This window comes from Paenibacillus anseongensis, from assembly GCF_009757995.1.
GTDB classification, from domain to species: Bacteria; Bacillota; Bacilli; order Paenibacillales; family NBRC-103111; genus Paenibacillus_E; species Paenibacillus_E chondroitinus.
Genome location: NZ_WSEM01000034.1, coordinates 77,451 through 99,758, shown reverse-complemented (window position 1 = coordinate 99,758; position 22,308 = coordinate 77,451). Strand labels below are relative to the sequence as shown.

Genomic DNA, 22,308 nt, shown 5'->3' with positions numbered 1-22,308 from the left:
GAAAGGAATAGAAAATGAAGAGAAAAAAGTGGGTTACACTCATATTATTGAGTCTTATGACAACAACGTTGGTGTCAGCATGCGGAAGCAATCCAGGGGCTACCTCTACCGCCAATCAAGCGGGCCAGACTCCACCAGCAGCCGAGCAGTCAAGCGCTAGTGATATTAAAGATGGTCTACTGAAAGCGACGGATCTTTCGAAAAATCCGGATACCTCCAAGAAACGAATCAACACATTCGTATCGGGGACACTGTCGATGGAGGGTGTTTTCAATCCGTATTTTTCGCAAAACGGCTGGGATGGCAACGTGACGAACGTCATTTTCGGTCAATTGGTCGGCAAAGACGGTGCGGGCAAAGCGATTCCCGAGTTGGCTGAGAAATGGGAGATCTCCCAAGATCAATTGACCTATACATTCCGGCTGCGTCCAGACTTGAAATTCAGCGACGGTACGCCGTTAACGGCCGAAGATGTAGCTTTTACGCTGACGCTGCTACACGATCCCGTTTATGATGGAAATACGGATATTACGCAAGCGAACATTATGGGTGGCAAAGCCTACAAAGAGGGGAAAGCGTCCTCGGTAGAAGGAATCAAAGTGATTGATCCGCAAACCATTCAAGTGACGACGGATAAGGTGAGTACGCTGTCGCTGCCGTTGATTGGCGGCAAGGTGTTGTCCAAGGCCTACTACGGCAAGGGTTACAAGCAGGGGAATTTGGATGAAATTAAAACTTTGCATTCACAGCCTCTAGGTGCTGGACCCTATAAATTTAGCAAATACGTAAAGGGCCAGGAGGTACGGCTTATAGCGAATCCTTATTACTTTAACGGCAAGCCGGCTGTGGAAAATTTCATTTTCAAGGTCACCGATGGCAGTACGAATTTTCAATTGTTAAAAGTAGGCGAAACCGATTTTGATCGATTCACGGCGAACCGCGATAACTATGAGCAGCTGAAATCGCTCGGATTTGCCAATATCAACATTTTTACGGCAACCTCTTACGTCTATCTGGATTTCAATTCGAATAAGCCGTACTTTAAAGACAAACGCGTTCGTCAGGCGTTATATTACGGGCTGGATCGGCAAAAGTTCACTGACATTTTGTACCAAGGCTTCGGTTCCGTAGCCAATGTTCCAGTTTCTCCGAGCTCGTGGGCGTATACCAAAGACGTGACCGCATATCCGTTTGATCCGCAAAAGGCGAAGCAACTGCTTGACGAAGCTGGCTGGAAAGTGGGCTCTGACGGTATTCGGGAGAAAGACGGACAAAAGCTCGTGCTGCAATATTTGGGCCGCAAAGGCTACAATATCGATGATGTGCTCATTCCTCTGGCTAAAGAAAACTTGAAGGATATAGGGATCGGTGTAGAATCGGAGATTTTGGATTTCAACGCGTTGCTGGCCAAGCGGAAGAAAGGGGACTTCGATCTCGCGTCGTTCACAACGACGAATTTATCCGATCCGTATGATGGAGTAAAAAGCTACCATTCGAAATACAACATCAGTGGCTATGCCAATCCGAAGGTGGATCAATTGATCGATCAGTCGACGGGCGTTCTGGATACGGGCAAAAGAACGGAGCTTTATCATTCGCTGTACAAAGAGCTGAAGGAGGATCCGCCTGTGCTGCTGCTGTCTTATCTGAAAATTTTGTCCGCACATAACGCACGGGTTAAAGGGGTGGACCTCGATCCGATCAACATTTTGGGCAATTCGATTCCCTCTTTGAAAATTGAATAGCATCCGAGCTTATTCTTGATTGACTATAGGCTTGAAGGGTGATACGCTCAATAACAATGTAATTTCATAGGAATTGTTGGTATGTCGATCAGATAACTGAAGACATAACATTTGTCGTTTATTCACGGCTGTGTTATGTCTTTTTTTTGTCTAGGGGAGGAGTGTAACGATGGATAGTCGGAAGCTGCAATACTTCGTAGAGGTTGCTGCATCATGCAGCTTCACGAAGGCGGCGGAGAAGCTGCTGGTGGCTCAGCCTGCCATAAGCAAAGCGATTCAAAAGCTGGAAGAGGAGCTGCAGCTGAAGCTGTTTGATAGGTCGGACAAAAGTGTTGTGCTGACTTCAGAAGGGAATGTGCTGCTCGCATACGCTCAGTCGATTCTAGGCCAATTCGACGAAGCTCGCCGGGAGATGGAGGAGCTGCGCAGACTTGAGCGCGGGGAGATTCGGATAGGCCTTCCTTCCATCATCGGGAGCAGCTCATTTGCTCCATTGTTAAAGGAATTCAAAAAGCTGCATCCCAAGCTCGCTATTACGGTCATCGAAGAAGGGAACGACCATATTCGCCATCTCATTGAATGTAAAGAGATCGATTTCGGTATCCTGCTTGGTTCGAATGAAGATGCTGAGCTCATGGTCGTTCCGCTGTTGACCGACGAAGCGGTTGCTTGTGTTGCTGAAGATCATCCGCTTTCCAACAGAAGATCGGTGACGATGGAGAAATTGCTGGAGGAACCGCTGATTTTGTTCAAGGAGGATGAGCAGCAGCTAAACATTTTCTTAGAAGCCGGCAAAGAGTCAGGTATCGCACCAAACATCGCTTTTACAACGAATCAGTTCGCTTTGCTCCGCTCTTTAGTCGCCGAAGGAATGGGGGCAAGCATTTTGCTGCGAACGACATCCAGTACGGATGAAGGGCTTCGGACTGTACCGCTCTCTCCGCCCGTTCCCGTGCAGCTTGGTATAGGCTATAGGCGGAACTATCAGCTGCCTCAAGCTTGCGCTGCTTTCATCGACTTTTTACAAAGGAAAATCAATGAACGAAAACACGTGCTGCCGCTGATTCCACGGAGAGAGGTTTATCCGGCGACAAGTGAACCTTTGACAAGCTTGCGCTTGCCATTCTGTTAGGTTATTGATGGATGAATAATGAGTATTGTTCCAGAGCGGAATCCACGTGATATATTGTTAATATCAAATCCGATTAAACGGGTAAGAAAAGTATTAAATTATAAATGGGAGTGTGTTCATATGTCAACATTAAACGAGTATCTGATTCAGAAAAAAGCGGCAGGTGCCGCTCTGCGTGAGAAAGCGGCGCAAGATCCGAAGCCGAATGTGTTAAAAGCACAAGCCCGCGCAGCCGGCCGCAGCGGCATACGCGAAATCCGCATTCGCGACTTCCAAATCATTAGCGACAGCCCGGAAAATTTCGCCGGCTACAATCTCGGGCCAAGCTCACCGGAGCTACAGCTTGGCGTCCTTAGCAGCTGCATTACGCATATTGCGCTGATCCAAGCGTCAGAGCGTGGTGTTACGCTCGAATCCCTCGAGGTGGAAGTGACCGGGGAGCAGCATCCGCTGGCCGGCAAACCAGGATATGAGGATGTTCCTATTTATCCGCATAATATTCAATATAAGCTCTACATCACCTCTAATGAATCGCCGGAGACGATCGCCGCCCTTCATGAAGCCATTGAGCGGGTATGCCCGATTTATAACCTGCTGAAGAATCCGCAGGAGATTCAAGGCGAAGTCGTTCACAAAACGGTTCAAGTTGTTCAGGAAGCTTAACATAGTTTCATGCTTAAGACGCTCGAGGTTTTCCCGAGCGTCTTATTTTTGCTTCGCTTGAGCCAGGTTGCTCCCTTGCAGGGGAACTACAGGGTGCTATTTCAGCGATAGAGGCTCTTTTTTGCGCGGAGGAACTGTGGGCCGCTATTTGTCCCGTTTCTCAAGTCACAAGATTTCTAGGTTGACAGATTTTGTCTCATGATGCTATCATACAAATACCAAGTAATCTCATAGAAATTTAAGAATATCTAATACTGACCGGAAAACCGGAAGCATGGGTGCTATATCCATGCTTTTTTTCGTTCAATATTTTGGAGAAAGGAGGAGTGAGTATGACTACAAAGCAAGTCAAAATTTCATACAATGAAGTTCCTGTACCCGTTTATTTGATCGGCACCACACAAAAGCTGATTCCGGCTCTCTTATCTGCATTAAGGTTAAATAAACTTACATTGGCATCCATTAAGGAGTCTCCTTTGTATATTGATTTATATAATTCGGAGGCCATACTGTACGCAAGCGAAGGAAATAAATACAGGATCCCTATTTTCTAAACGCAAAAGTAGAGATTCGACTATAGCTTTCTGAAACAAATACTAGAGAATACGGGAGTGGGCAAAAGCATGAAAAGATCGCATTTATTATCTATCCTATCTATGATTTTTATTTTGTCGGTAACGGGATGCGCAAAACCGTCGAATACGAAACCTGCCGCAAGTCCAGCTGCAACGGCAGCAAGTACTACAGCTGCTCCTTCACCCTCAGCCAGTCCAGCAAATGAAAAAGCCAAATTGAAGGTCGGCATTTCCGCAGGCGTGGAGGAAGAAATTTGGAAGAAAGTTAAAGAAGTAGCTGCGAAGGACAATCTGGAAATCGAGATTGTAACGTTCAACGATTACATTCAGCCGAATAAAGTGTTGGCGGATGGCCAGTTGGATGCCAATGCTTTCCAGCATGAGCCATATCTCAATCAGTTCAAGGCAGATAACAAGCTGGATATCGTTAAACTGGCGAATACGTTGAATTTTCCGATAGGGCTTTATTCAAAGAAAATTAAAAACGTTTCTGAGATCAAAGAAGGTGATGAACTGGGGCTGCCAAATGATCCGTCCAACGGGGCAAGAGCATTAATTTTATTTGAACGGGCAGGCTTGATCAAGCTGAAGGAAGGCGTAGGCGTCAAAGCTACAGTTCGTGATATCGTAGAAAACCCTAAGAAACTAAAATTCAAGGAGTTAGAAGCTCCTTTTATCCCGAAAGCACTGCCGGATCTTACCGCAGCAGTCATTAATACGAACTATGCAGTGGATAACGGGTTCGTGCCTACTAAGGATGCCATTTTTATCGAACCTAAAGATTCACCTTGGGTAAACCTGATAGCTGTGCGCACAGCAGATAAAGATAAACCGGTGTTTCAACGATTAATTAAAGCTTATCATTCGGATGAAGTGAAAAAACTTGTTGAAGACAAGTACGGCAGCTACATCGTACCTTCTTGGTAAATATATGCGGAATGGAAAAATAGAGGTCTCTTTCCAAACGAAAGAGGCCTCTTGCTTTGCACTTGAACGGAGAGGAGATGTACAGCTTGATCGAGTTGAGGAATGTCAGTAAAACATTTGAACAAAAAGGAGTGCGGGTAGAAGCGGTTAAACAAGCCAACATTCAAATCCATAAAGGCGAAATATTCGGTGTAATCGGCTACAGTGGGGCTGGCAAAAGCTCCCTCTTGCGCTGTATCAATTATTTGGAAAAGCCGACCTCCGGCAGTATCCAGATCAACGGCGTGGAGATGTCGCAATTAAACGAAAACGATCTAAGGATGATGAGAAGAAAGATAGGGATGATCTTTCAGCATTTTAACCTGTTGTCTTCAGGAACTGTTTATCAGAACGTAGCCGCACCGCTGCAGTTGGCAAAGGTTCCAAAAAAGATGATCGACGCCAAGGTGAGAGAATTGCTTGAGTTGGTGGGACTAGAGGACAAAGAAAAATCGTATCCACGCCAGCTTTCGGGAGGGCAGAAACAGCGTGTTGCCATTGCCAGAGCCTTGGCAAACGATCCGGAGATTTTGTTATGCGATGAGGCTACTTCGGCATTAGATCCTCAAACTACGGAATCTATCTTAGATTTGCTACTGGATATTAACCGTAAATACGAGATAACGATAGTCCTTATCACGCATGAGATGCATGTCATCAAGAAAATCTGCGATCGGGTTGCTGTCATGGACAATGGCCGTATTGTCGAACAAGGTTCGGTTATCGATCTGTTTTACTCCCCCCAAACGAATACCTCGCGTAAGTTTATCCAAAGCGTTTTTGATATGGAAATCCCGGAATTATTATTGTCTAAGTTACGAAACTCTGGGAAAACAAGCCTCTTGCTCCGTGCTTCATTCATTGGTGAATCTGTCACAGAGCCTGTACTGGCCGACTTAACCGCAAAATACGGTCTACGACCCAGCATTATTTATGGGAATATTACACAAATCAAAGAGAGTATTTTTGGAATGCTTGTTTTACATATAACTGGCGATCGCGAAATTATCGAGAATGGCATACGCTTCCTGAAGGAGCAGAACTTAAAGATTGAGGTGATACAGGATGTTGAATAAATTAATTGAGGATGCTGATCTCTATGTGAAGTCTCTGAACGAAACAGCTGTCATGGTCGGATATTCAATCGTTTATTCAAGCGTGATTGGACTCTTGTTAGGGGTACTGTTAGTTGTGCTTAGACCAGGCCATCTTTATGCAAATCCAGTTGTCTATCATATCTTGAACACGATCATTAATATTATTCGATCTATACCTTTTATCATTATTATGGTTGCAATTATTCCCTTAACGAAATGGCTTGTTGGTACGACTATCGGTGTAAAAGGAGCTATTGTGCCTCTTGTTTTTTACACGGCCCCTTATATCTCACGTTTGATGGAAACGGCGCTGTTGGAGGTCGACCACGGTGTCATTGAGGCTTATCAGGCTATGGGCGCTTCCAAACGGCAGATTATTATCCGAGTTATATTGAGAGAGGCACGGCCAGCTGTGATTCTCGGACTTGCAATTGCTACAATTGGGTTGGTTGGGGCATCGGCAATGGCTGGTGTTATGGGGGCCGGAGGTTTAGGGGATGTAGCGATAAGGTTCGGATATCAGCGGTGGGAACCTGATGTGATGTATACCTCTGTGCTATTGCTTGTTCTGATTGTTCAGATCGTGCAATCCCTAGGAAATTGGATATCGAAGAGTTTGAGGAAGTAAACTTGCGTATGATTTGGAGAAATTGGGAAACCTTAGGTGTAGTTAATTCGCGTTTACTTTCTCAAGGAGGACAGAACATGTCAGTCACAGTCAAAAATTTAATAAGAGGAATCTCAATAGTAAGTTTGATAACTGTAGCAGTTGTTGGTTGCTCTAGCAAATCAGGGAATAATACGCAGGGAACAGCTTCAGCAACACCAAAGAGCACCAATGCTGCCTCTGAGGATTTGTTGGCATCAATTAAGAAGTCAGGCAAAGTCAGAATTGGCTTGATGGGGACGTATGCACCCTACAATTTTCTCAATGATAAACATGAAGTGGACGGATTCGATGCCGATGTTGCCAAGGAAGTTGCCAAGCGGATCGGTGTTCAAGCAGAATTCATTACGGGTGAGTTTTCAGGATTAATCGAAGGGCTGCAAACAAAAAAGTATGACGCCCTTGTCAGCCAAGTTACCATTACGGACGACCGCAAGAAAACGATGGATTTCTCTTCACCCTATATAAAAAACAGCGTGAGTGTCATCGTTAAAAATGAGAATACCTCTGTGAAAGGGATTGAAGATTTTAAAGGGAAAAAAATCGGGGTTGGGCTTGGAACAAATGATGAGACTTATTTACGCAACGAAGTACTGCCGAAGGTGGGCACCTTTGATATCGTGACCTATAACGATGTGATTACATCGCTTACGGATTTGAATGCGGGGAGAATCGATGCCACAATCAACAATATTTTTGCCATTCAACCGTTGGTTGAAAAGAACCATTTTCAGATTAAAACCGTAGGTGCTTCAGTAAAAGATGACTTTGCCGGTATCGCGATTCGTAAAAATAACGCTGAACTCTTAAGTGCATTGAATAATGCATTGGCCGAAATGAAATCAGACGGAACATTTAAACAAATCTTCCAAAAATGGTTCAAAGTCGATCCTAACATCTGAGCATCAGTGCGTAGGAGGAGGCATGTATGGAGCTTGTTTGGCAAAATCTCGACTTTCTATTGAAGGGTGCGTATTACACGCTGTTAATCACCGTGGTGTCGATGTTTTTTGGCTTCATTCTTGCTCTGGTTTTGGCGTTTGCCCGCCTAAAAGGAAACATCGTTGTGAGGAATATCGCGATGTTTTATGTTTCTGTTTTTCGGGGAACGCCAATTCTCGTCCAAATTTTCATCATCTACTACGGCTTACCGGATTACGGCATACGTTTGGGTCCCCTTACAGCCGCTTTTCTTTCACTCAGCCTTAATATTGGCGCTTTCTTATCGGAGACCTTCCGCGGTGCCATTCTATCTGTCAGCAAAGGGCAGACGGAAGCGGCGATGTCACTAGGTCTTACTCCTTGGCAAACGACTTATAAGGTTGTACTGCCACAGGCCGCGCGCGTAGCGATACCGCCGATGGGCAACACCTTTATCGGGATGCTCAAGGAAACATCGCTCGTTTCCATTGTTACCGTGACAGAGCTGCTCCGCACAGCTCAGCTTTTGATCGCACAGTATTATATCGCCATGCCATTTTACATAGCTATTGCTATTATGTACTGGATCATGAGCTTGCTGTTTTCCCATTTGCTGACGAGGATCGAAAAGAATTTATCTAAGGCTTATTGAAGGTGTGAACCGTATGATTGAAGTGAATCAGCTTTCGAAGAGTTTTAATGACTTGCAAGTGCTGCAACAGATCGAGTTTAAAATGAAGGCCAAAGAAATCGTCGTGCTGCTTGGACCAAGCGGTTCGGGGAAGAGCACGCTGCTGCGCTGCCTCAATGGGCTGGAAGAACCGGATTCCGGCACAATTCGCATGGATGATGTCACATGGAACGCTAACATGGCCAAATCCGCGAAGCGGGAAGCCATTAGACGAATTCGATTAATGAGCGGGATGGTCTTTCAATCTTTTCATTTGTTTTCCCATATGACAGTACTTGAAAATATTACGATGGCGCCTATGCTGGTTAAAAATTTGAGCGTTAAGCAAGCGGAAGAACTAGCAGAAAGATTACTCGTGAAAGTCGGTCTTCTGGAGAAAAAACACGAATATCCTTCTCGTCTTTCCGGCGGTCAACAGCAGCGAGTAGCGATTGCACGCTCGTTAGCGATGCAGCCGAAAGTAATGCTTTTCGATGAGCCGACCTCGGCATTGGACCCTGAACTGACCAGTGAAGTGCTTCAGGTTATGAAGGAGCTTGCACTTGATGGAATGACGATGATCGTTGTCACTCACGAAATGAAGTTTGCGAGCGAAGTTGCAAATCGAGTCATTTTTATGAGCGATGGTGCCATTCAAGAGGAGGGGAGTCCGAGTCAATTTTTCGTGCAGCCGCAGACAGAACGTGCTCGCAGATTTCTAAGACAGTTAGGGGATTTGTAGGCATATCGCCTCACGTAAGCCGAAGGAGAGGAGAAAAATATACCAGTGTCCCATCCCGATGAGCATCATTTAAACACGATTGCGGCAAGAGCACGAGTACTGATGGAGGAAAAGAACCTGGATGCGCTCGTGGCATCGTCTTATGAAAATTTCTATTATCTTTGCGGGCATGAAAGCACATTTATGTATACTTTGCGGATGAGCGAAGTTGCATTAGCGGTCCTATTCCGTGATCCCAGTTCCAAGACAGTCATGATTATGAATGACTTTGAAGCGGCTGGCGTATCCAGCGATTTGCCGAATTGTGAGCTGCGAACTTATCCGACTTGGGTAGATGTTGATGATCCGCTCGGTATGAGAGGCGGCAAGTATGAAGGCAAACGACCAACAGGTCATCAGGCGCAGGAAATGTTCGGTCTGCTCCAGAAGACGCTAGCGGAATATGGCTGCCAGGCCGGCAGAATTGCTGTCGAACTGAACAACATGCGGCATTCCTCAGTGGAAACACTGCATCAGGCGGCACCAGAAGCGGAACTGGTGGAGGCCCAAGGTCTGTTCACAGCGCTGCGCATGATCAAAACAACGTGGGAGATCGAGCAGCTTCGTGCCGCGTGCGTCTATGCGGAAGCAGGTATAACGGATGCGATTCAGAGCATTCGCCAAGGCAGCACAGCGCAGGACATCGTGCATGAGTTTCGCCTGTCTTTGATGAAATACGTGAAGGGCTTATCCGCACGTTTCGATATGATTTCGGTGGGTGCTTCATTTGCACCTGCTCATCGCTTTGATACCTCCCCTGCGAAAACAGGGGACGTCATCAAATTTGATGTTGGCGTAGATGTGAACGGCTACGGGTCCGATATTGCGCGGACCTTCGTTCTCGGCAATCCCTCGGAAACGATATCGCGGGTCTACAGCGCATTGAAGGCTGGTCACGACCGCCTTTTGGAGATCATAACACCGGGCATCTCGATGCAAGCAGTATTTGAGGATGCGATGGGAGTGATCCGGCGCTCGGGGCTTCCGAATTACAATCGTGGGCACCTTGGGCATAGCGCAGGTTTAAGCCTCGCAGCCGAGGAGCCGCCTTTCCTGGGTCCATCTGAAGCGACATTGTTCCAGCCTGGAATGGTCATTTGTCTTGAAACGCCTTATTACGGTTACGGCATTGGTGCGATGATGATCGAGGATATGGTGTTGGTCACAACGAATGGTTGTGAACGTTTGAATCAGCTTTCCCGAGAGCTCGTTTCTCTGTAAGAAGGGAGCTGATCTTTTCATTGACAAATTTTGGTCGATGGTGCTATTGTGTAAATACCGAGTAAACTTATAGGAATATATTAATCTAACACTGACCGGAAAACCGGAAGCATGGATGCTAAATCCATGCTTTTTTTCGTCTACTAGTATTGTGGAATGAAAAACTTTTATGGAGGAATGACGGATATGAGCACTCAAAATGCAGAAAGAATTTCACAGAAAAGAAGAGAGCGAGCTTTTCAGGAAGCCTTCACTTACCAGCAATTTATTGACAACGCCAAGGTAAATGTTGAAAGGTTTCAAGCGAATTTCGAGCAGTATACATTGAGCAGACAGGAATTAGCTTATTTCAAGAGTCTTCCGGAGCCAATAAATGTCTTGGTGCTAGCCCATGATTGGTGCGGAGATGTTGTTGCGAATTTACCTTTATTTGCAAAGATTGAGCGCGAAACAGGTAAACTGAAGCTGCATATTCTACTACGAGACCCTGACAATCAAGATATTGCTGCCGCTTACCTGCACAAAGACGGGCGTAATCATATTCCAACTTATGTGTTTTTTAATGGTGGAGAGGAGCTGGGCTTGTTCATAGAACGCCCCGATCAAATAACTGATCTAATCAGCATTTGGAAGGAGGAATTTTGGAATCTTCACTCAGAGTGGGAAGGGAGAGATAAGGCACTTTCTGAATTGGATGAAGAAGTAAAAAGGTCGTTATTGCGTTATTTAAATGAACAACGCCCAAAGGCTCGTGAGCAAGAAAAGACGGCTATTATTGAAAGTATTCGTTCCATTCTCGGCTAACTCAATAATTACTACCGGGAGGGTTAAATCGGTTTATTCGATGAAGGATCACCCGAAAATAAACAGGCCGAGTTCATGCTACTCGCCCAATAGGAGGATGTCTCATCAAGTGTCTATTCCAACATTAGATCAGGACCATAAGTTCCCAGGGAAAACATATGCGGAGGTTGTCTTAAGTCCAGCTTATGACCATGCCAAGGAAGAATTGCTGAGTCCCATGATGGACATTAACAAAGCGCATTTAATTATGCTGTGGGAGCAATCGTTAATAAGTGATCATGATGCCCATACGCTTGCAGTCTCATTAAAGGCATTGGATATTAAGCGGTTGAGGGAAACTTCTTACACGGGAGAGTTCGAGGATTTGTTTTTTGAGGTCGAGCACCAATTGCACCTATTGGCTGGGGAAGCTGCAGGTCATTTGCATCTAGGGCGAAGCCGGAATGATATGGGAATAGCGATCTATCGAATTACGCTGAGGGAAAAACTTTTGGATACATTGGCATCCGCTTTATTTCTCGAGGAGAATTTGTTGCAGTTTGCACGTTCTCACGTCCATACAATTATGATTGGCTATACGCACACACAGCAAGCGCAGCCAACGACGATAGGCCATTATATAGCAGCAGTTTCTGACTCGCTAGGCCGGGATATCCGCCGGCTTCAATCCGCCTATGCGAATTGCAACCGCAGTAGTATGGGAGCTGCAGCTTTAACGACTTCCGGATTCCCTGTGAACAGAGAGCGGATGGCTGAATTACTTGCATTTGATGAGGTTATTGAAAATGCATACGACGCAGTTAGCGGAGCGGACTATGTCGGTGAAATCGCTACTAGTGTTCAACTTGCGGCAATAAACCTAGGCCGTTTTGTACAAGAACTGCTGCTTTGGAGTACACAGGAATTTGCCGTTCTGAAGGTGGCAGCCCCTTACGTTCAGATCAGCTCCATTATGCCGCAGAAACGGAATCCTGTATCTATTGAGCATATGCGCTCGCTTTTGTCCAGTTGTGTTGGCCTTACACAGACCGTGTTGACTATGATTCATAATACACCGTTTGGCGATATTGTTGATACCGAAGATGATATGCAACCCTACGCTTGGAAAAGCCTTGCTGTACTTGAATCCATTTATCGGTTGCTTGCTAATGTTATTGCAACACTTACGATTAATAATGAAGTGCTGGAGGCCAGAGCAGAGGAGAGCTTTTCAACGGTTACTGAGCTTGCGGATACATTGGTTCGTGAGGAGCAGCTTTCGTTCCGCACCGCACATTCCATTGTTAGCAGTGTCGTGCGAAAAGCGCTGGAATTCGGAAATTCCAAACGTTATCTTTCCTTGGAGCTGTTAAACGATGCCGCTTCTGAAGTTATTGGACGTAAGTTGGAAATAAGTGAAGAAAGGTTAAAACTTGCATTGGATCCCAGACATTTTATTCATGTCCGAAAGATTATCGGCGGACCGAATCCATCGGAGGTGGAGCGGGCATTGAAGGGGCAAGATCAGCGAGTAGATGCTGAAAAAGTATGGCTCGCAAGTAAAAGAAGCGCGATACACGATGCTCATGAGAAAGTGGAACGCGTACTCGATAAACTGGCTAAACAAGATAAATAGATCCGTTCCATTCAATTTACCGGACAACCGGAGATGAGTTTTCTTCTGCCAAGAGGAGATGACGCATCTCTTTTTTTATTATTCTAGGAGACATGACTTAGGAGGAAGATGGCTATGTTTAAAAATGGTTTTCGTGTTTTTGATATTCATGCTCATTTACCTTATTCTTTGCCATTAGGTTCACACCATGAGTTCATTAATCGTCACAAAGCGCTGCGATCCGAGCGTATGCGTTTGACTTGGGATTTTCCATCCCAGCCAGACAATGAAGAGGAGTCCAAGCGTCCGCTCATAGACCGATGGATTGATGAATTGGATCGCTATTCGATTGGCGGTATTAATTTCTTAACGGCTTGGAATAACGATGATCTGGCTGCGCAAATTCGTAAGTATCCCGATCGTGTGACAGGATTTGCCCATCACAACATTGAAGAGCCAAATGCTGCGGAAGAACTCCAAAGAGCCGTTGATACACTAGGTTTGAAAGGTTATAAATTATTTGGACCGCTGGTTGAAATTCCGTTTCATGATCCCCGATTGACTCCGGTATGGCGGTTTCTGGCTGAGAGAAAGCTTCCGGTTTTAATCCACTTTGGCCTATTAGGTCACACGGGAGGAATTGTGCAGCATTTGAACATTAACCCGTTGGCCATTTTCAACGTCGCCAGAGAATATCCCGACATCCCGTTTATCATTCCGCATTTTGGAGCCGGATATTTTCAGGAACTGCTGCATTTATGCTGGAGCTGCCCCAATGTCTATATCGACACATCGGGATCTAATCAGTGGATTCGATGGAGTCCTTATGAATTGACGCTGGAGACGTTATTTCGCAAATCCTATGAACTCATCGGGCCTGAGCGCATCATATTCGGCACAGATTCGAGTGCGTTCCCCAGAGGTTTCGTATACCGATATTTGCAGGACCAGGTCCGGGTCTGTAGAGATCTTCGGTTCAGTGAAACGGATATGGAACTTATTTTCGGAAATAATGCGAGGAAGTTACTGCAAGTGGGTACATATTCACTGATAAGTGGAGGGGAAGTAAGATTATGATAACCACATACCGTATGGCCAAAAGAGCTATTTTTTCATCTTTAGGATTCATTGTTCTACTAACCGGGTGCTCAGCAGGAGACAGTAAATCAGTCTCGACTACAGTGCCAACGAATACGACAGCACCACAAGCAGCGGTTACAGCCAATGCTAGTAATGATGAGAAAGTGACGATTGAATACTGGCAGTATCAGTACCCAGCCAAGGTGGAACTTATTACCAAATTAATTGACGATTTTCAAAAGAAATATCCGAACATAACGGTGAAGCAAACTACTTTCCCGTATGATCAATACAATGAGAAAGTGGCGACGCTCGTACCTGCCGGCAAAGGGCCGGATGTCATCAATCTGTATTATGGCTGGCTGCCCAAATATGTCGCATCGGGCTTCTTACAGCCCCTACCGGAAAGTGCATTTTCTGAAGAGAAAATTAAATCGGAGTTTTTCCCTTTTGTTGAGACAGCGAAGCTGAATGGCAAATATTTTGCCATACCGACGGCGGTGCGAACACTAGCGTTGTTCTACAATAAGGATCTATTTGCGAAAGCAGGACTTGATCCGAGTAAGCCGCCTGCTACTTGGGATGAGCTAGTCACATATGGGAAGAAGTTAACGGAAAAAGACAGAAATGGTCAATTTGTTGTTGAGGGCATTGCTTGGCAGCCGGGAGCGCAGCTGCACCACTGGTTCCGTGATGCATTGGTTTATCAAGCGGGAGGTAAAGATATCAGCGATGACCGCCGGCATATTCTGTGGAATGAATCCCCTGCAGGTTTGGAAGCATTCAAATACTTGATTGACTTGTCGCTTGTTCATCAATTGGGCACAAAAGATTTTTACAATGATGACATCACGGCGTTCAAAGGCGGTCATGCAGCGATGAACATTGACGGCTCCTTCCAGCTGGGTGGAATTGGTAAAGATGCGCCAAACCTTAATTACGCTGTTGCGCCACTGCCTTCCTATAAAGATAAGGCTACTCAGGTTTCTTTCTGGGCGAACGCCATAACAAAAAATGTGCAAGGAAAGAAGCTTGAGGCTGCTACAGCATTTTTGCAGTTTCTAACGAGTAAAGAAGTTCAAGAGCAATGGGCGGAAAAGGTGGGCGAGCTGCCTGCCAAAAAAGAAGTCGCGCTCCAAGATAAATATACGAAGGATGAGAAACTGGGGCCGTTCATTAGCCAGCTCAGTTATGCCCATGCGCATTACTTTGTGGATGAGAAACTAGAGAGAGATTATTTCACACAGGCTGTCGATGAAGTCGTATTGAACAAAGTTCCGTATGAAAAAGCCTTTGATGACCTGGTGAAGAAAACGCAAAAGCTATTTGATGATTATTGGGCCAAACAGGATAAAAAATAATGGTAAAGCAAAAATATTTGTTTATCTACAGCTGCTTACTACTTCCACTATTCTTTTTCTTAAGTATTCGAATCGTACCGATCCTATACTCGTTTAACATAAGTTTCAGGGAGTGGGATATGCTTTCGGAAGAGAAGCCATTTGTAGGCTTGCAAAATTTTGTTCATTTATTTCAAGATGAAGTTTTTATCGCGTCAATCCGAAATACGCTCATTTATGTCATTGTTGGTGTGCCAGCACAGCTTCTGGTAGGACTTGTGATTGCACTCTTGTTGCAGCGGTTGAAATGGTTAAAAGGCTTCTTTCGTACCCTTTATTTTATCCCTTACGTGACAAGCGTTGTGGCCGTAAGTTGGGTATTTCGTTGGACGTTAATGAAGAACGGTATTGTGAACGCTCTGCTGATTAAGCTTGGGTTCGAGCCGCAGCTATTTCTTGGATCTCCATCACAGGGAATCTACATCATTATTACCGTTATGATTTGGCAAAATATCGGGTTTCAAATGCTCATTTTTCTGACGGGGTTGGAGACGGTACCGAAATCCTATGAAGAAGCGGCAGCCATTGATGGCGCCAATTCATGGCAAAGATTGTGGCACATCACGCTGCCGCTGCTGAATCCCGTGATCGTCTTTTCCATCGTGATCGCGACGATAAGCTTTCTGCAATCGTTCACGCAAGTGCTGAACATGACCAACGGCGGACCCCTGAACTCTACAGTTTCGCTAGTCCTTTACATTTATAATTTAGCATTTAAGCACTTTAAAATGGGGGAAGCATCGGCAGCCACGATTATCTTATTTGCAATGATTCTGTCATTGTCACTTCTGCAGATGAAGATACTCAATAGAAAGATTGATTATTGACGGAACGGCCAGGATTACGGAGGTGTAACAATGAGCAGAACGTTCCGGTTGATTTTACTAGCAGTCGGAAGTTTGGGCATGATTTTTCCATTTGTGTGGATGATATCAACATCTTTGAAATTTCCGGTTGATGCTTTCACACTAAACCTATTACCGAAACAAGCAACATTGTCTAATTATGTGGAAGTATTTACCCGAACGCCATTCTCTCAATGGATTCTGAACAGCGTTATCATAGCTATTATAACAACGATAAGCGTCTGTTTCTTTGATACTGTGATCGGGTATGTCTTGGCAAAGTTCTCCTTTAGAGGAAAGAAGCTTATTTTTGCTGCCATTCTGAGCACATTAATGGTTCCTACCGAAATGCTCATCATTCCTTGGTATTTACTCACCGTAAAGCTGGGCTGGGTAGACACGTATATAGGGATTTTATTTCCTGGTCTTATCTCGGCATTTGGTATCTTCCTGATGAAACAATTCATGGAATCCTTACCAGTGGATCTACTGGATGCTGCAAGAATTGATGGAATGAATGAGTGGAACATACTTTTTCGTATATCCATTCCGCTTGTAAAGCCTGCTCTTGCCACGCTATGTATATTGTCTTTTCTTGGTAGTTGGAACGCGTTTATTTGGCCGTTAATTGTTACGCAAACCCCCGAACACCTGACGATTCCGGTAGGAATCTCGTATTTCTCAAGTGAATTAAAAGACAGCTCAAGCTGGGTATTAATTATGACGGGAGCTTCATTATCTGTCATTCCGCTTATTGTTATTTTTTTCATTTTCCAGAAACAAATTATTCGAGGGATAGCTCTTACAGGATTTAAATAACGAGGTAGGAAAGACAAGACACGGTAATCAGAGAGCGGTGACAGCATGGAACGCTATTGGAAACGCAATCTTTATATGTTATGGCTAGGCTTATTTTTTAATCACATGGCGTATACCCTTTCAGTTCCGTTTTTTCCTATCTTTTTGCAAGAAGATTTAGGTATTCAGAGTGGTTTAGAAGTTTGGTCAGGCGTTTCCATTTCGATCAGCTTTCTGATTAGTGGTTTGTGTGCGCCATTTTGGGGTGGGCTCGCCGATATATATGGCAAGAAACCTATGCTCATTCGTTCTGGTATAGGCCTAGCTTTGGCACACTTCGCGAACTACTTCGTTCATGATCCTTATAGTTTCATGATTGTTAGGATCTTTCAAGGACTTATGGCGGGCTTTAGTCCTGCTTCAATTGCTTTGGTCGGCACGAATACGCCTGAGAAACATGTCGGTTACGCACTTGGCGTCATATCGACGGCAACTGCTGCTGGGGGAATTCTAGGGCCGCTCGCCGGTGGTGTTCTTAGTCATTGGTTGGGATTGCGGGCGTGCTTCGTCGTATCTGGTCTTATCACGTTAGTTTCCGCTTTCATCGTTCTGATCGGTGTTAAAGAAGTTCATGAACGGCATAAGGGGACTCGACCAAGTGTCATCGGTGATCTTAAACAAGCTGCTGGCAACACGCGATTGATGCAGATATTTGGGCTAACCTTATTAGTCTCAACTTCCGTTATGATCCTGGAGCCGCTGCTCACAATCTATGTGGTGCAAATTGGTGGCAGTATAAACAACGCTACGCTCAGCTCGGGTGTTGTCTTTTCAGCAGTGGGCATTGCCATCGTCATCATGGGTCCTCGATGGGGAATCATCGGAGGGCGTATCGGTTATGACAAAATCCTTTTCATCGGGCTGATCGGCGGAGGTGTTGGAAATATCATCCAGCTCGGTGTTCATCATCTTATCGGCTTTGGTATACTGCGTTTCAGTTATGGGCTGTTTTTTGCTGCCGTTTATCCCGCATTGAATTCACTTGTCGTTAAATACAGCGAGGCAGATTTTCGCGGAAGGGCAATCAGTCTTAACCAATCGTCAAATCAGTTCGGCATTGTCGCTGGTCCTTTGCTTGGCGGTGTACTTGGTGGATGGATAGGAATCCATTTCGTATTCCTCGTTACCGGTGTTGCCTTGATTGGAGCCGCCTTGACGCTCAAGGTGCTTGAAGCTAAACGTGTGAAACAGCTCGTATAAAAAGTCTTCTGGAGACAAATTCTTAAGAATAAATTTCTTGAGATTTTTGTCTCTTTTTTTGTTTTGCTTCCTGCTTGCGATTAAATGAAGATGCATCATCCGTGATACAATATGGAGTGGTTGGATTTTCATTAGTTGAGATTGAATTCAAGTTGTAGGAGGAAATCATAGTGAGGAACCTGCTCATTGCAGACGATGATGCGAATATTCGAGAACTGCTTCGATATGTGCTCACGAAAGAAGGATATGGGATTTACGAGGCTCAGGATGGCATGATAGCGATCGAGCTGATGAAGCAAACACCCATTGATTTAGCGATCGTTGATGTCATGATGCCGAGAATGGATGGGCTCGAACTATGTGACTATCTTCGACGAAATTACGATATCCCCATTATTATGCTTACTGCTCGGGATCAACTACAAGACAAGGAAAAGGGATATACCCAGGGGACAGACGATTATCTGACCAAACCATTTGAGCCGGAAGAGCTGGTATTCAGGGTTAAAGCCTTATTCCGACGGTATCATCGAGCTTCAAGTGACACCATTCGATTAAATCGAATTACAATTGATCGGAGAAATATTGAGATTACGGACGGTCAGACTGTATTTCTGCTGCCGATGAAGGAATTCGAGTTGCTTTCGCAGCTTGCTGAGTATCCTGGCCGATTGTTCTCGCGCGATGAACTCATTCAACTAGTATGGGGAATGGATTACGAAGGTGATGATCGAACGGTCGATGTGCATATTAAACGGCTTCGTGAACGATTTGCAGATTACGCGGACGATTTCGCTATTAGGACGGTTCGCGGGATCGGTTACAAAATTGAGGTGGGCAAGCCATGAAGTCGCTATACTCTCGGGTCTTCCTGATTACGCTAACGGTCATCATTGTAAGCAGTATCATCGGTTTTCTGGGATCCAATATGTACTATCATGTCAAACTTAAGCCCTACAACGACGAGAAGTTAATTGGCATTGCGGAGCAGATGAAGCAGTATGCGGAGAAACAACCTGATAACATCCATGAATATCTGCAAAACGCCGCGGCACTTGGGTATCAAATCTATTGGACAGATGGCCAAGGGACCAATCGCTATTATGGACGTGATTTCCGCGAACAGGATATGGATGATCACGCGAAAGAATCTGTTCTCAACGGTAACTTGTATCACGGTGTCGCTGAATTCCCGAACAAACCTTTTATCTCTGGTTTTTTTGATAATCGGTTGAGTAATACAGTAGGGGTCCCCGTTCATGGAAGAGACAGGACTTATGCCCTCTTCATACGCCCGGATGTGCTCCTGCAATTTGGTGAATTACGCATATTTTTCGCACAAATCATTTTGTTCACCATTATCATTAGCATCGTGCTTTTCTTAATCAGTACAACCTATTTAGTGAAACCGATCACACGCCTGTCCGATGCGACGAAACGAATTGCTCAGGGAAGCTATAAGATTAAACTCCCGATCCATCGCCGCGATGAAATCGGGCAATTGGCTGAGCATTTTATGACCATGAGCCATGAATTGGACAGAGTCGATCAAGCACGGCAACAATTCGTAGCCAACGTCTCCCATGAGATTCAATCACCGCTAACGTCCATTCAAGGCTTCGCCTCCGTACTCGCAGATCGTGAGCTTCCTCAGGATGAAAGAAAGCATTATGCATCCATTATCGAGAAAGAGAGCCGCCACTTATCGATGTTAAGCAAGCAACTTCTGTTGCTATCGTCACTTGAGCAAGGACAAGAATCAGTGAACAAGACATCCTTCTCGCTGCGAGGGCAGATTCGCCAAGCTGTTCAAGTCCTGCAATGGCAGATTGAAGAGAAGGAGCTGCTGTTAAAGCTTTCTGTACCTGAAACGATCAACCTTTACGGCGATGAAGTGCTGCTTATGCAAGTTTGGATGAATCTGATTGGCAATGCCGTCAACCACATCCCAAAGGGAAGAAGCATTGATATACGAGCGGAACGGACAAATTCTTTTTGCAAAATACAGATTCAGGATACAGGCGACGGTATTGCGACAGAGCATCTGCCGTTTTTGTTCGACCGCTTCTATCGGGTAGATCGTGCACGCGAGCGTTCCTCCGGCGGGACAGGTCTGGGACTTTCTATTGTAAAGAAAATCGTTCAAGTTCATGAAGGCCGTATAGAAGTAGCCAGTTCGCCGGAAGGAACCACCTTCACGGTAACGCTGCCTCAGATGTAATCTGTTATTCATTTGCCGTTCATTTTCGCTTCCTATACTTGAGTCATTACGAAGGAGGGAAGCATGATGTATCTTGCTATTCGAGAAATGAGGTTTGCTAAGGCGCGATATTCATTAATCGCCACCATTATGGTGCTGGTAGCATTTCTTGTTTTGTTTGTTACCGGGCTTGCGCAGGGTCTGGCGTATGATAATGCCGCATCGGTTAAAAACATGGACGCAACACATTTTGTAATGGAACAGGACGCAAACCACCGATTTACCCGATCGAAGATAGATAAGAACCAGATCGAACAAGCCGGCCTTGTCGTAGGACAAGAAAATGCCGAACCGCTTGGCGTGAAAATGACAACGGTTATGCAAGCTGGAGGAACGGAGAAGATCGATGTTACGATACTGGCTGTGAATCCGGATGGTTGGCTGGCACCCAAATCCGTAGAAGGTTCGCCGATGACCGAACTGACAGCAGGACATGTTCTTGTTGACAGGAAATTGTCGGATTCCGGCGTCAAAATAGGCACAGAGCTGGTCGATCAAGCTTCAGGGACAAAATGGACCGTCAGCGGCTTTGTAAAAAACGAGTCATTTAGTCACACACCTGCTGTCTTTCTAAATAAACAAGATTGGCAAAATCTTCAGCAGTCGTCCAGTCGATCCAACTCTTCGGAGGAGCCATACAATGCGATTGCGATAAAGACCTCGAATGAAAAAGCCGATCAGCTCCAAAGCGTGCTGCCTCATACCGAAGTGATAAAAAAGTCTGAGGCTGTGTCAGCTATTCCTGGATACAAAGAAGAGCAAGGCTCGTTGATGATGATGATTGTTTTCTTGTTTGTTATCTCTGCTTTTGTATTAGCCGTATTCTTTTATGTCATTACGATTCAGAAAACAAGCCAATTCGGCATTTTGAAAGCCGTAGGGGCACGTACGGTCTATTTAGCAAAGAGTGTGGCGCTGCAGGTTCTAGTCTTATCCATTGGCAGTTTAGTTATTAGTATTCTCTTCATTCAATTGTTTAAGGCTGTAATACCGAGTTCTATGCCATTTCAATTAGGTTTCTCTACATTGGCGGTTACTAGTCTATCTTTTATGGCCATGTCTCTTGTCGGTTCGTTAATTTCGGTGTGGAAAATTGTGAAAATTGACGCTTTAGACGCGATTGGGAGGACTGCAGCATGACAAACAGACTCGTATTACAGGCGATTACCCGTACTTTTCAGGACGGCGGCAATGAAAGAATGATTTTGGATAAGCTCGACTTGGAGGTAGCCGAAGGCGAACTCGTTGCGGTGATGGGGCCTTCAGGCTCAGGCAAAAGCACTTTCCTGTCCATCGCAGGAGCGCTTCTTGAACCAACGAGCGGACAGGTACTGATTGACGGAGAAGCCATTCACGGTAAGGACATGCAAGGACTGTCCGAACTACGGCTTCAAAAAATCGGCTTTATTTTTCAAAGCGCCAATTTAATCCCTTACCTCAAAGTCGAGGAACAACTGATCCTGATCTCCAAGCTTGCCGGGACGGAGAAGGCGCGGGCAGGTCAAAGAGCCAAAGCTTTGCTTGATAAAATGGGGCTCACGCATCGACGAAACGCCTATCCTGAGAAGCTTTCAGGTGGGGAACGTCAACGGGTAGCGATAGCCAGGGCCTTTATGAATGACCCCGCCGTCCTGTTCGCAGATGAACCAACAGCGAGTTTGGACGCTTCACGCGGACTCGATGTCGTGCGTATGATTGCCAAGCAAGTCAAAGAGCAGCGAAAGAGTGCCGTTATGGTTACGCATGATGACAGAGTGCTGCCGCTTTGTGACCGAGTGCTTTGGCTTGAGAACGGTAAACTAATCTCGAAGTAAAAAAGTCATTACAAG

22 protein-coding genes are annotated in these 22,308 nt (G+C 45.3%); all 22 read left to right on the top strand.

Going from position 1 to position 22,308, the window contains the following annotated elements; genetic code table 11:
* Positions 1-56: 56 nt before the first annotated feature.
* The 22 genes from GON05_RS31645 to GON05_RS31540 all read left to right on the top strand — a co-directional run bounded on the left by GON05_RS31645 (position 57) and on the right by GON05_RS31540 (position 22,293).
* Entirely contained in the window at positions 57-1,745 is a 1,689-nt protein-coding gene (locus GON05_RS31645; protein ID WP_246239622.1) for an ABC transporter substrate-binding protein, read from the top strand.
* Positions 1,746-1,914: 169 nt separating this feature from the next.
* Positions 1,915-2,877: a LysR family transcriptional regulator gene (locus GON05_RS31640; RefSeq protein ID WP_157325025.1), complete on the top strand. Its 963-nt coding sequence runs from the start codon at positions 1,915-1,917 to the stop codon at positions 2,875-2,877.
* A 120-nt stretch (positions 2,878-2,997) separates the two neighbouring features.
* Positions 2,998-3,540 (top strand): OsmC family protein, encoded by a 543-nt coding sequence (locus tag GON05_RS31635; protein ID WP_157325023.1) that lies wholly within the window; start codon positions 2,998-3,000, stop codon positions 3,538-3,540.
* 332 nt (positions 3,541-3,872) lie between these two features.
* Positions 3,873-4,094: a hypothetical protein gene (locus tag GON05_RS31630; RefSeq protein ID WP_157325021.1), complete on the top strand. Its 222-nt coding sequence runs from the start codon at positions 3,873-3,875 to the stop codon at positions 4,092-4,094.
* 69 nt (positions 4,095-4,163) lie between these two features.
* Positions 4,164-5,042 carry a MetQ/NlpA family ABC transporter substrate-binding protein gene (locus GON05_RS31625; RefSeq protein WP_157325019.1) on the top strand — a complete coding sequence of 293 codons (879 nt, stop codon included), beginning with the start codon at positions 4,164-4,166 and terminating at the stop codon, positions 5,040-5,042.
* An 86-nt stretch (positions 5,043-5,128) separates the two neighbouring features.
* On the top strand, positions 5,129-6,157 hold the full coding sequence (locus GON05_RS31620; protein WP_157325018.1) for a methionine ABC transporter ATP-binding protein: 1,029 nt from the start codon (positions 5,129-5,131) through the stop codon (positions 6,155-6,157).
* Positions 6,147-6,806, top strand: a complete 660-nt coding sequence (locus tag GON05_RS31615) for a methionine ABC transporter permease (protein WP_127448954.1) — start codon at positions 6,147-6,149, stop codon at positions 6,804-6,806. Before GON05_RS31620 ends, GON05_RS31615 begins: the two co-directional genes overlap by 11 nt.
* Positions 6,807-6,883: 77 nt before the next feature.
* Entirely contained in the window at positions 6,884-7,747 is an 864-nt protein-coding gene (locus GON05_RS31610; protein ID WP_157325803.1) for a transporter substrate-binding domain-containing protein, read from the top strand.
* A gap of 26 nt (positions 7,748-7,773) precedes the next feature.
* Positions 7,774-8,418, top strand: coding sequence for an amino acid ABC transporter permease (locus GON05_RS31605; protein ID WP_127448956.1), 645 nt, complete (start codon positions 7,774-7,776; stop codon positions 8,416-8,418).
* Positions 8,419-8,431: 13 nt separating this feature from the next.
* Positions 8,432-9,178: an amino acid ABC transporter ATP-binding protein gene (locus GON05_RS31600; protein WP_157325017.1), complete on the top strand. Its 747-nt coding sequence runs from the start codon at positions 8,432-8,434 to the stop codon at positions 9,176-9,178.
* Positions 9,179-9,223: 45 nt separating this feature from the next.
* Complete coding sequence (locus GON05_RS39990; protein WP_309491802.1) at positions 9,224-10,438, top strand: M24 family metallopeptidase; 1,215 nt, start codon at positions 9,224-9,226, stop codon at positions 10,436-10,438.
* Between the two features lie 186 nt (positions 10,439-10,624).
* Complete coding sequence (locus tag GON05_RS31590) at positions 10,625-11,242, top strand: thioredoxin family protein (protein ID WP_157325014.1); 618 nt, start codon at positions 10,625-10,627, stop codon at positions 11,240-11,242.
* A 109-nt stretch (positions 11,243-11,351) separates the two neighbouring features.
* On the top strand, positions 11,352-12,857 hold the full coding sequence (argH, locus tag GON05_RS31585) for an argininosuccinate lyase (protein WP_397369629.1): 1,506 nt from the start codon (positions 11,352-11,354) through the stop codon (positions 12,855-12,857).
* Between the two features lie 114 nt (positions 12,858-12,971).
* Positions 12,972-13,913 (top strand): amidohydrolase family protein, encoded by a 942-nt coding sequence (locus GON05_RS31580; RefSeq protein ID WP_157325010.1) that lies wholly within the window; start codon positions 12,972-12,974, stop codon positions 13,911-13,913.
* On the top strand, positions 13,910-15,277 hold the full coding sequence (locus tag GON05_RS31575; protein ID WP_246239617.1) for an extracellular solute-binding protein: 1,368 nt from the start codon (positions 13,910-13,912) through the stop codon (positions 15,275-15,277). Before GON05_RS31580 ends, GON05_RS31575 begins: the two co-directional genes overlap by 4 nt.
* A complete protein-coding gene (locus tag GON05_RS31570) occupies positions 15,277-16,143 on the top strand; it encodes a carbohydrate ABC transporter permease (protein WP_157325008.1) in 867 nt (288 codons plus the stop codon). Before GON05_RS31575 ends, GON05_RS31570 begins: the two co-directional genes overlap by 1 nt.
* A gap of 30 nt (positions 16,144-16,173) precedes the next feature.
* Complete coding sequence (locus tag GON05_RS31565) at positions 16,174-16,980, top strand: carbohydrate ABC transporter permease (protein ID WP_157325006.1); 807 nt, start codon at positions 16,174-16,176, stop codon at positions 16,978-16,980.
* Positions 16,981-17,025: 45 nt separating this feature from the next.
* The gene (locus GON05_RS31560; RefSeq protein ID WP_157325004.1) at positions 17,026-18,219 is read left to right on the top strand and encodes an MFS transporter; all 1,194 of its coding nucleotides are present in this window, start codon (positions 17,026-17,028) and stop codon (positions 18,217-18,219) included.
* Between the two features lie 170 nt (positions 18,220-18,389).
* Complete coding sequence (locus GON05_RS31555) at positions 18,390-19,067, top strand: response regulator transcription factor (protein WP_181646292.1); 678 nt, start codon at positions 18,390-18,392, stop codon at positions 19,065-19,067.
* Positions 19,064-20,440, top strand: coding sequence for a sensor histidine kinase (locus tag GON05_RS31550; RefSeq protein ID WP_157325002.1), 1,377 nt, complete (start codon positions 19,064-19,066; stop codon positions 20,438-20,440). The genes GON05_RS31555 and GON05_RS31550 overlap by 4 nt, the downstream gene beginning before the upstream one ends.
* A 63-nt stretch (positions 20,441-20,503) precedes the next feature.
* Positions 20,504-21,619: an ABC transporter permease gene (locus GON05_RS31545; protein ID WP_246239616.1), complete on the top strand. Its 1,116-nt coding sequence runs from the start codon at positions 20,504-20,506 to the stop codon at positions 21,617-21,619.
* Positions 21,616-22,293: an ABC transporter ATP-binding protein gene (locus GON05_RS31540; protein WP_157325000.1), complete on the top strand. Its 678-nt coding sequence runs from the start codon at positions 21,616-21,618 to the stop codon at positions 22,291-22,293. Before GON05_RS31545 ends, GON05_RS31540 begins: the two co-directional genes overlap by 4 nt.
* Positions 22,294-22,308 lie beyond the last annotated feature (15 nt).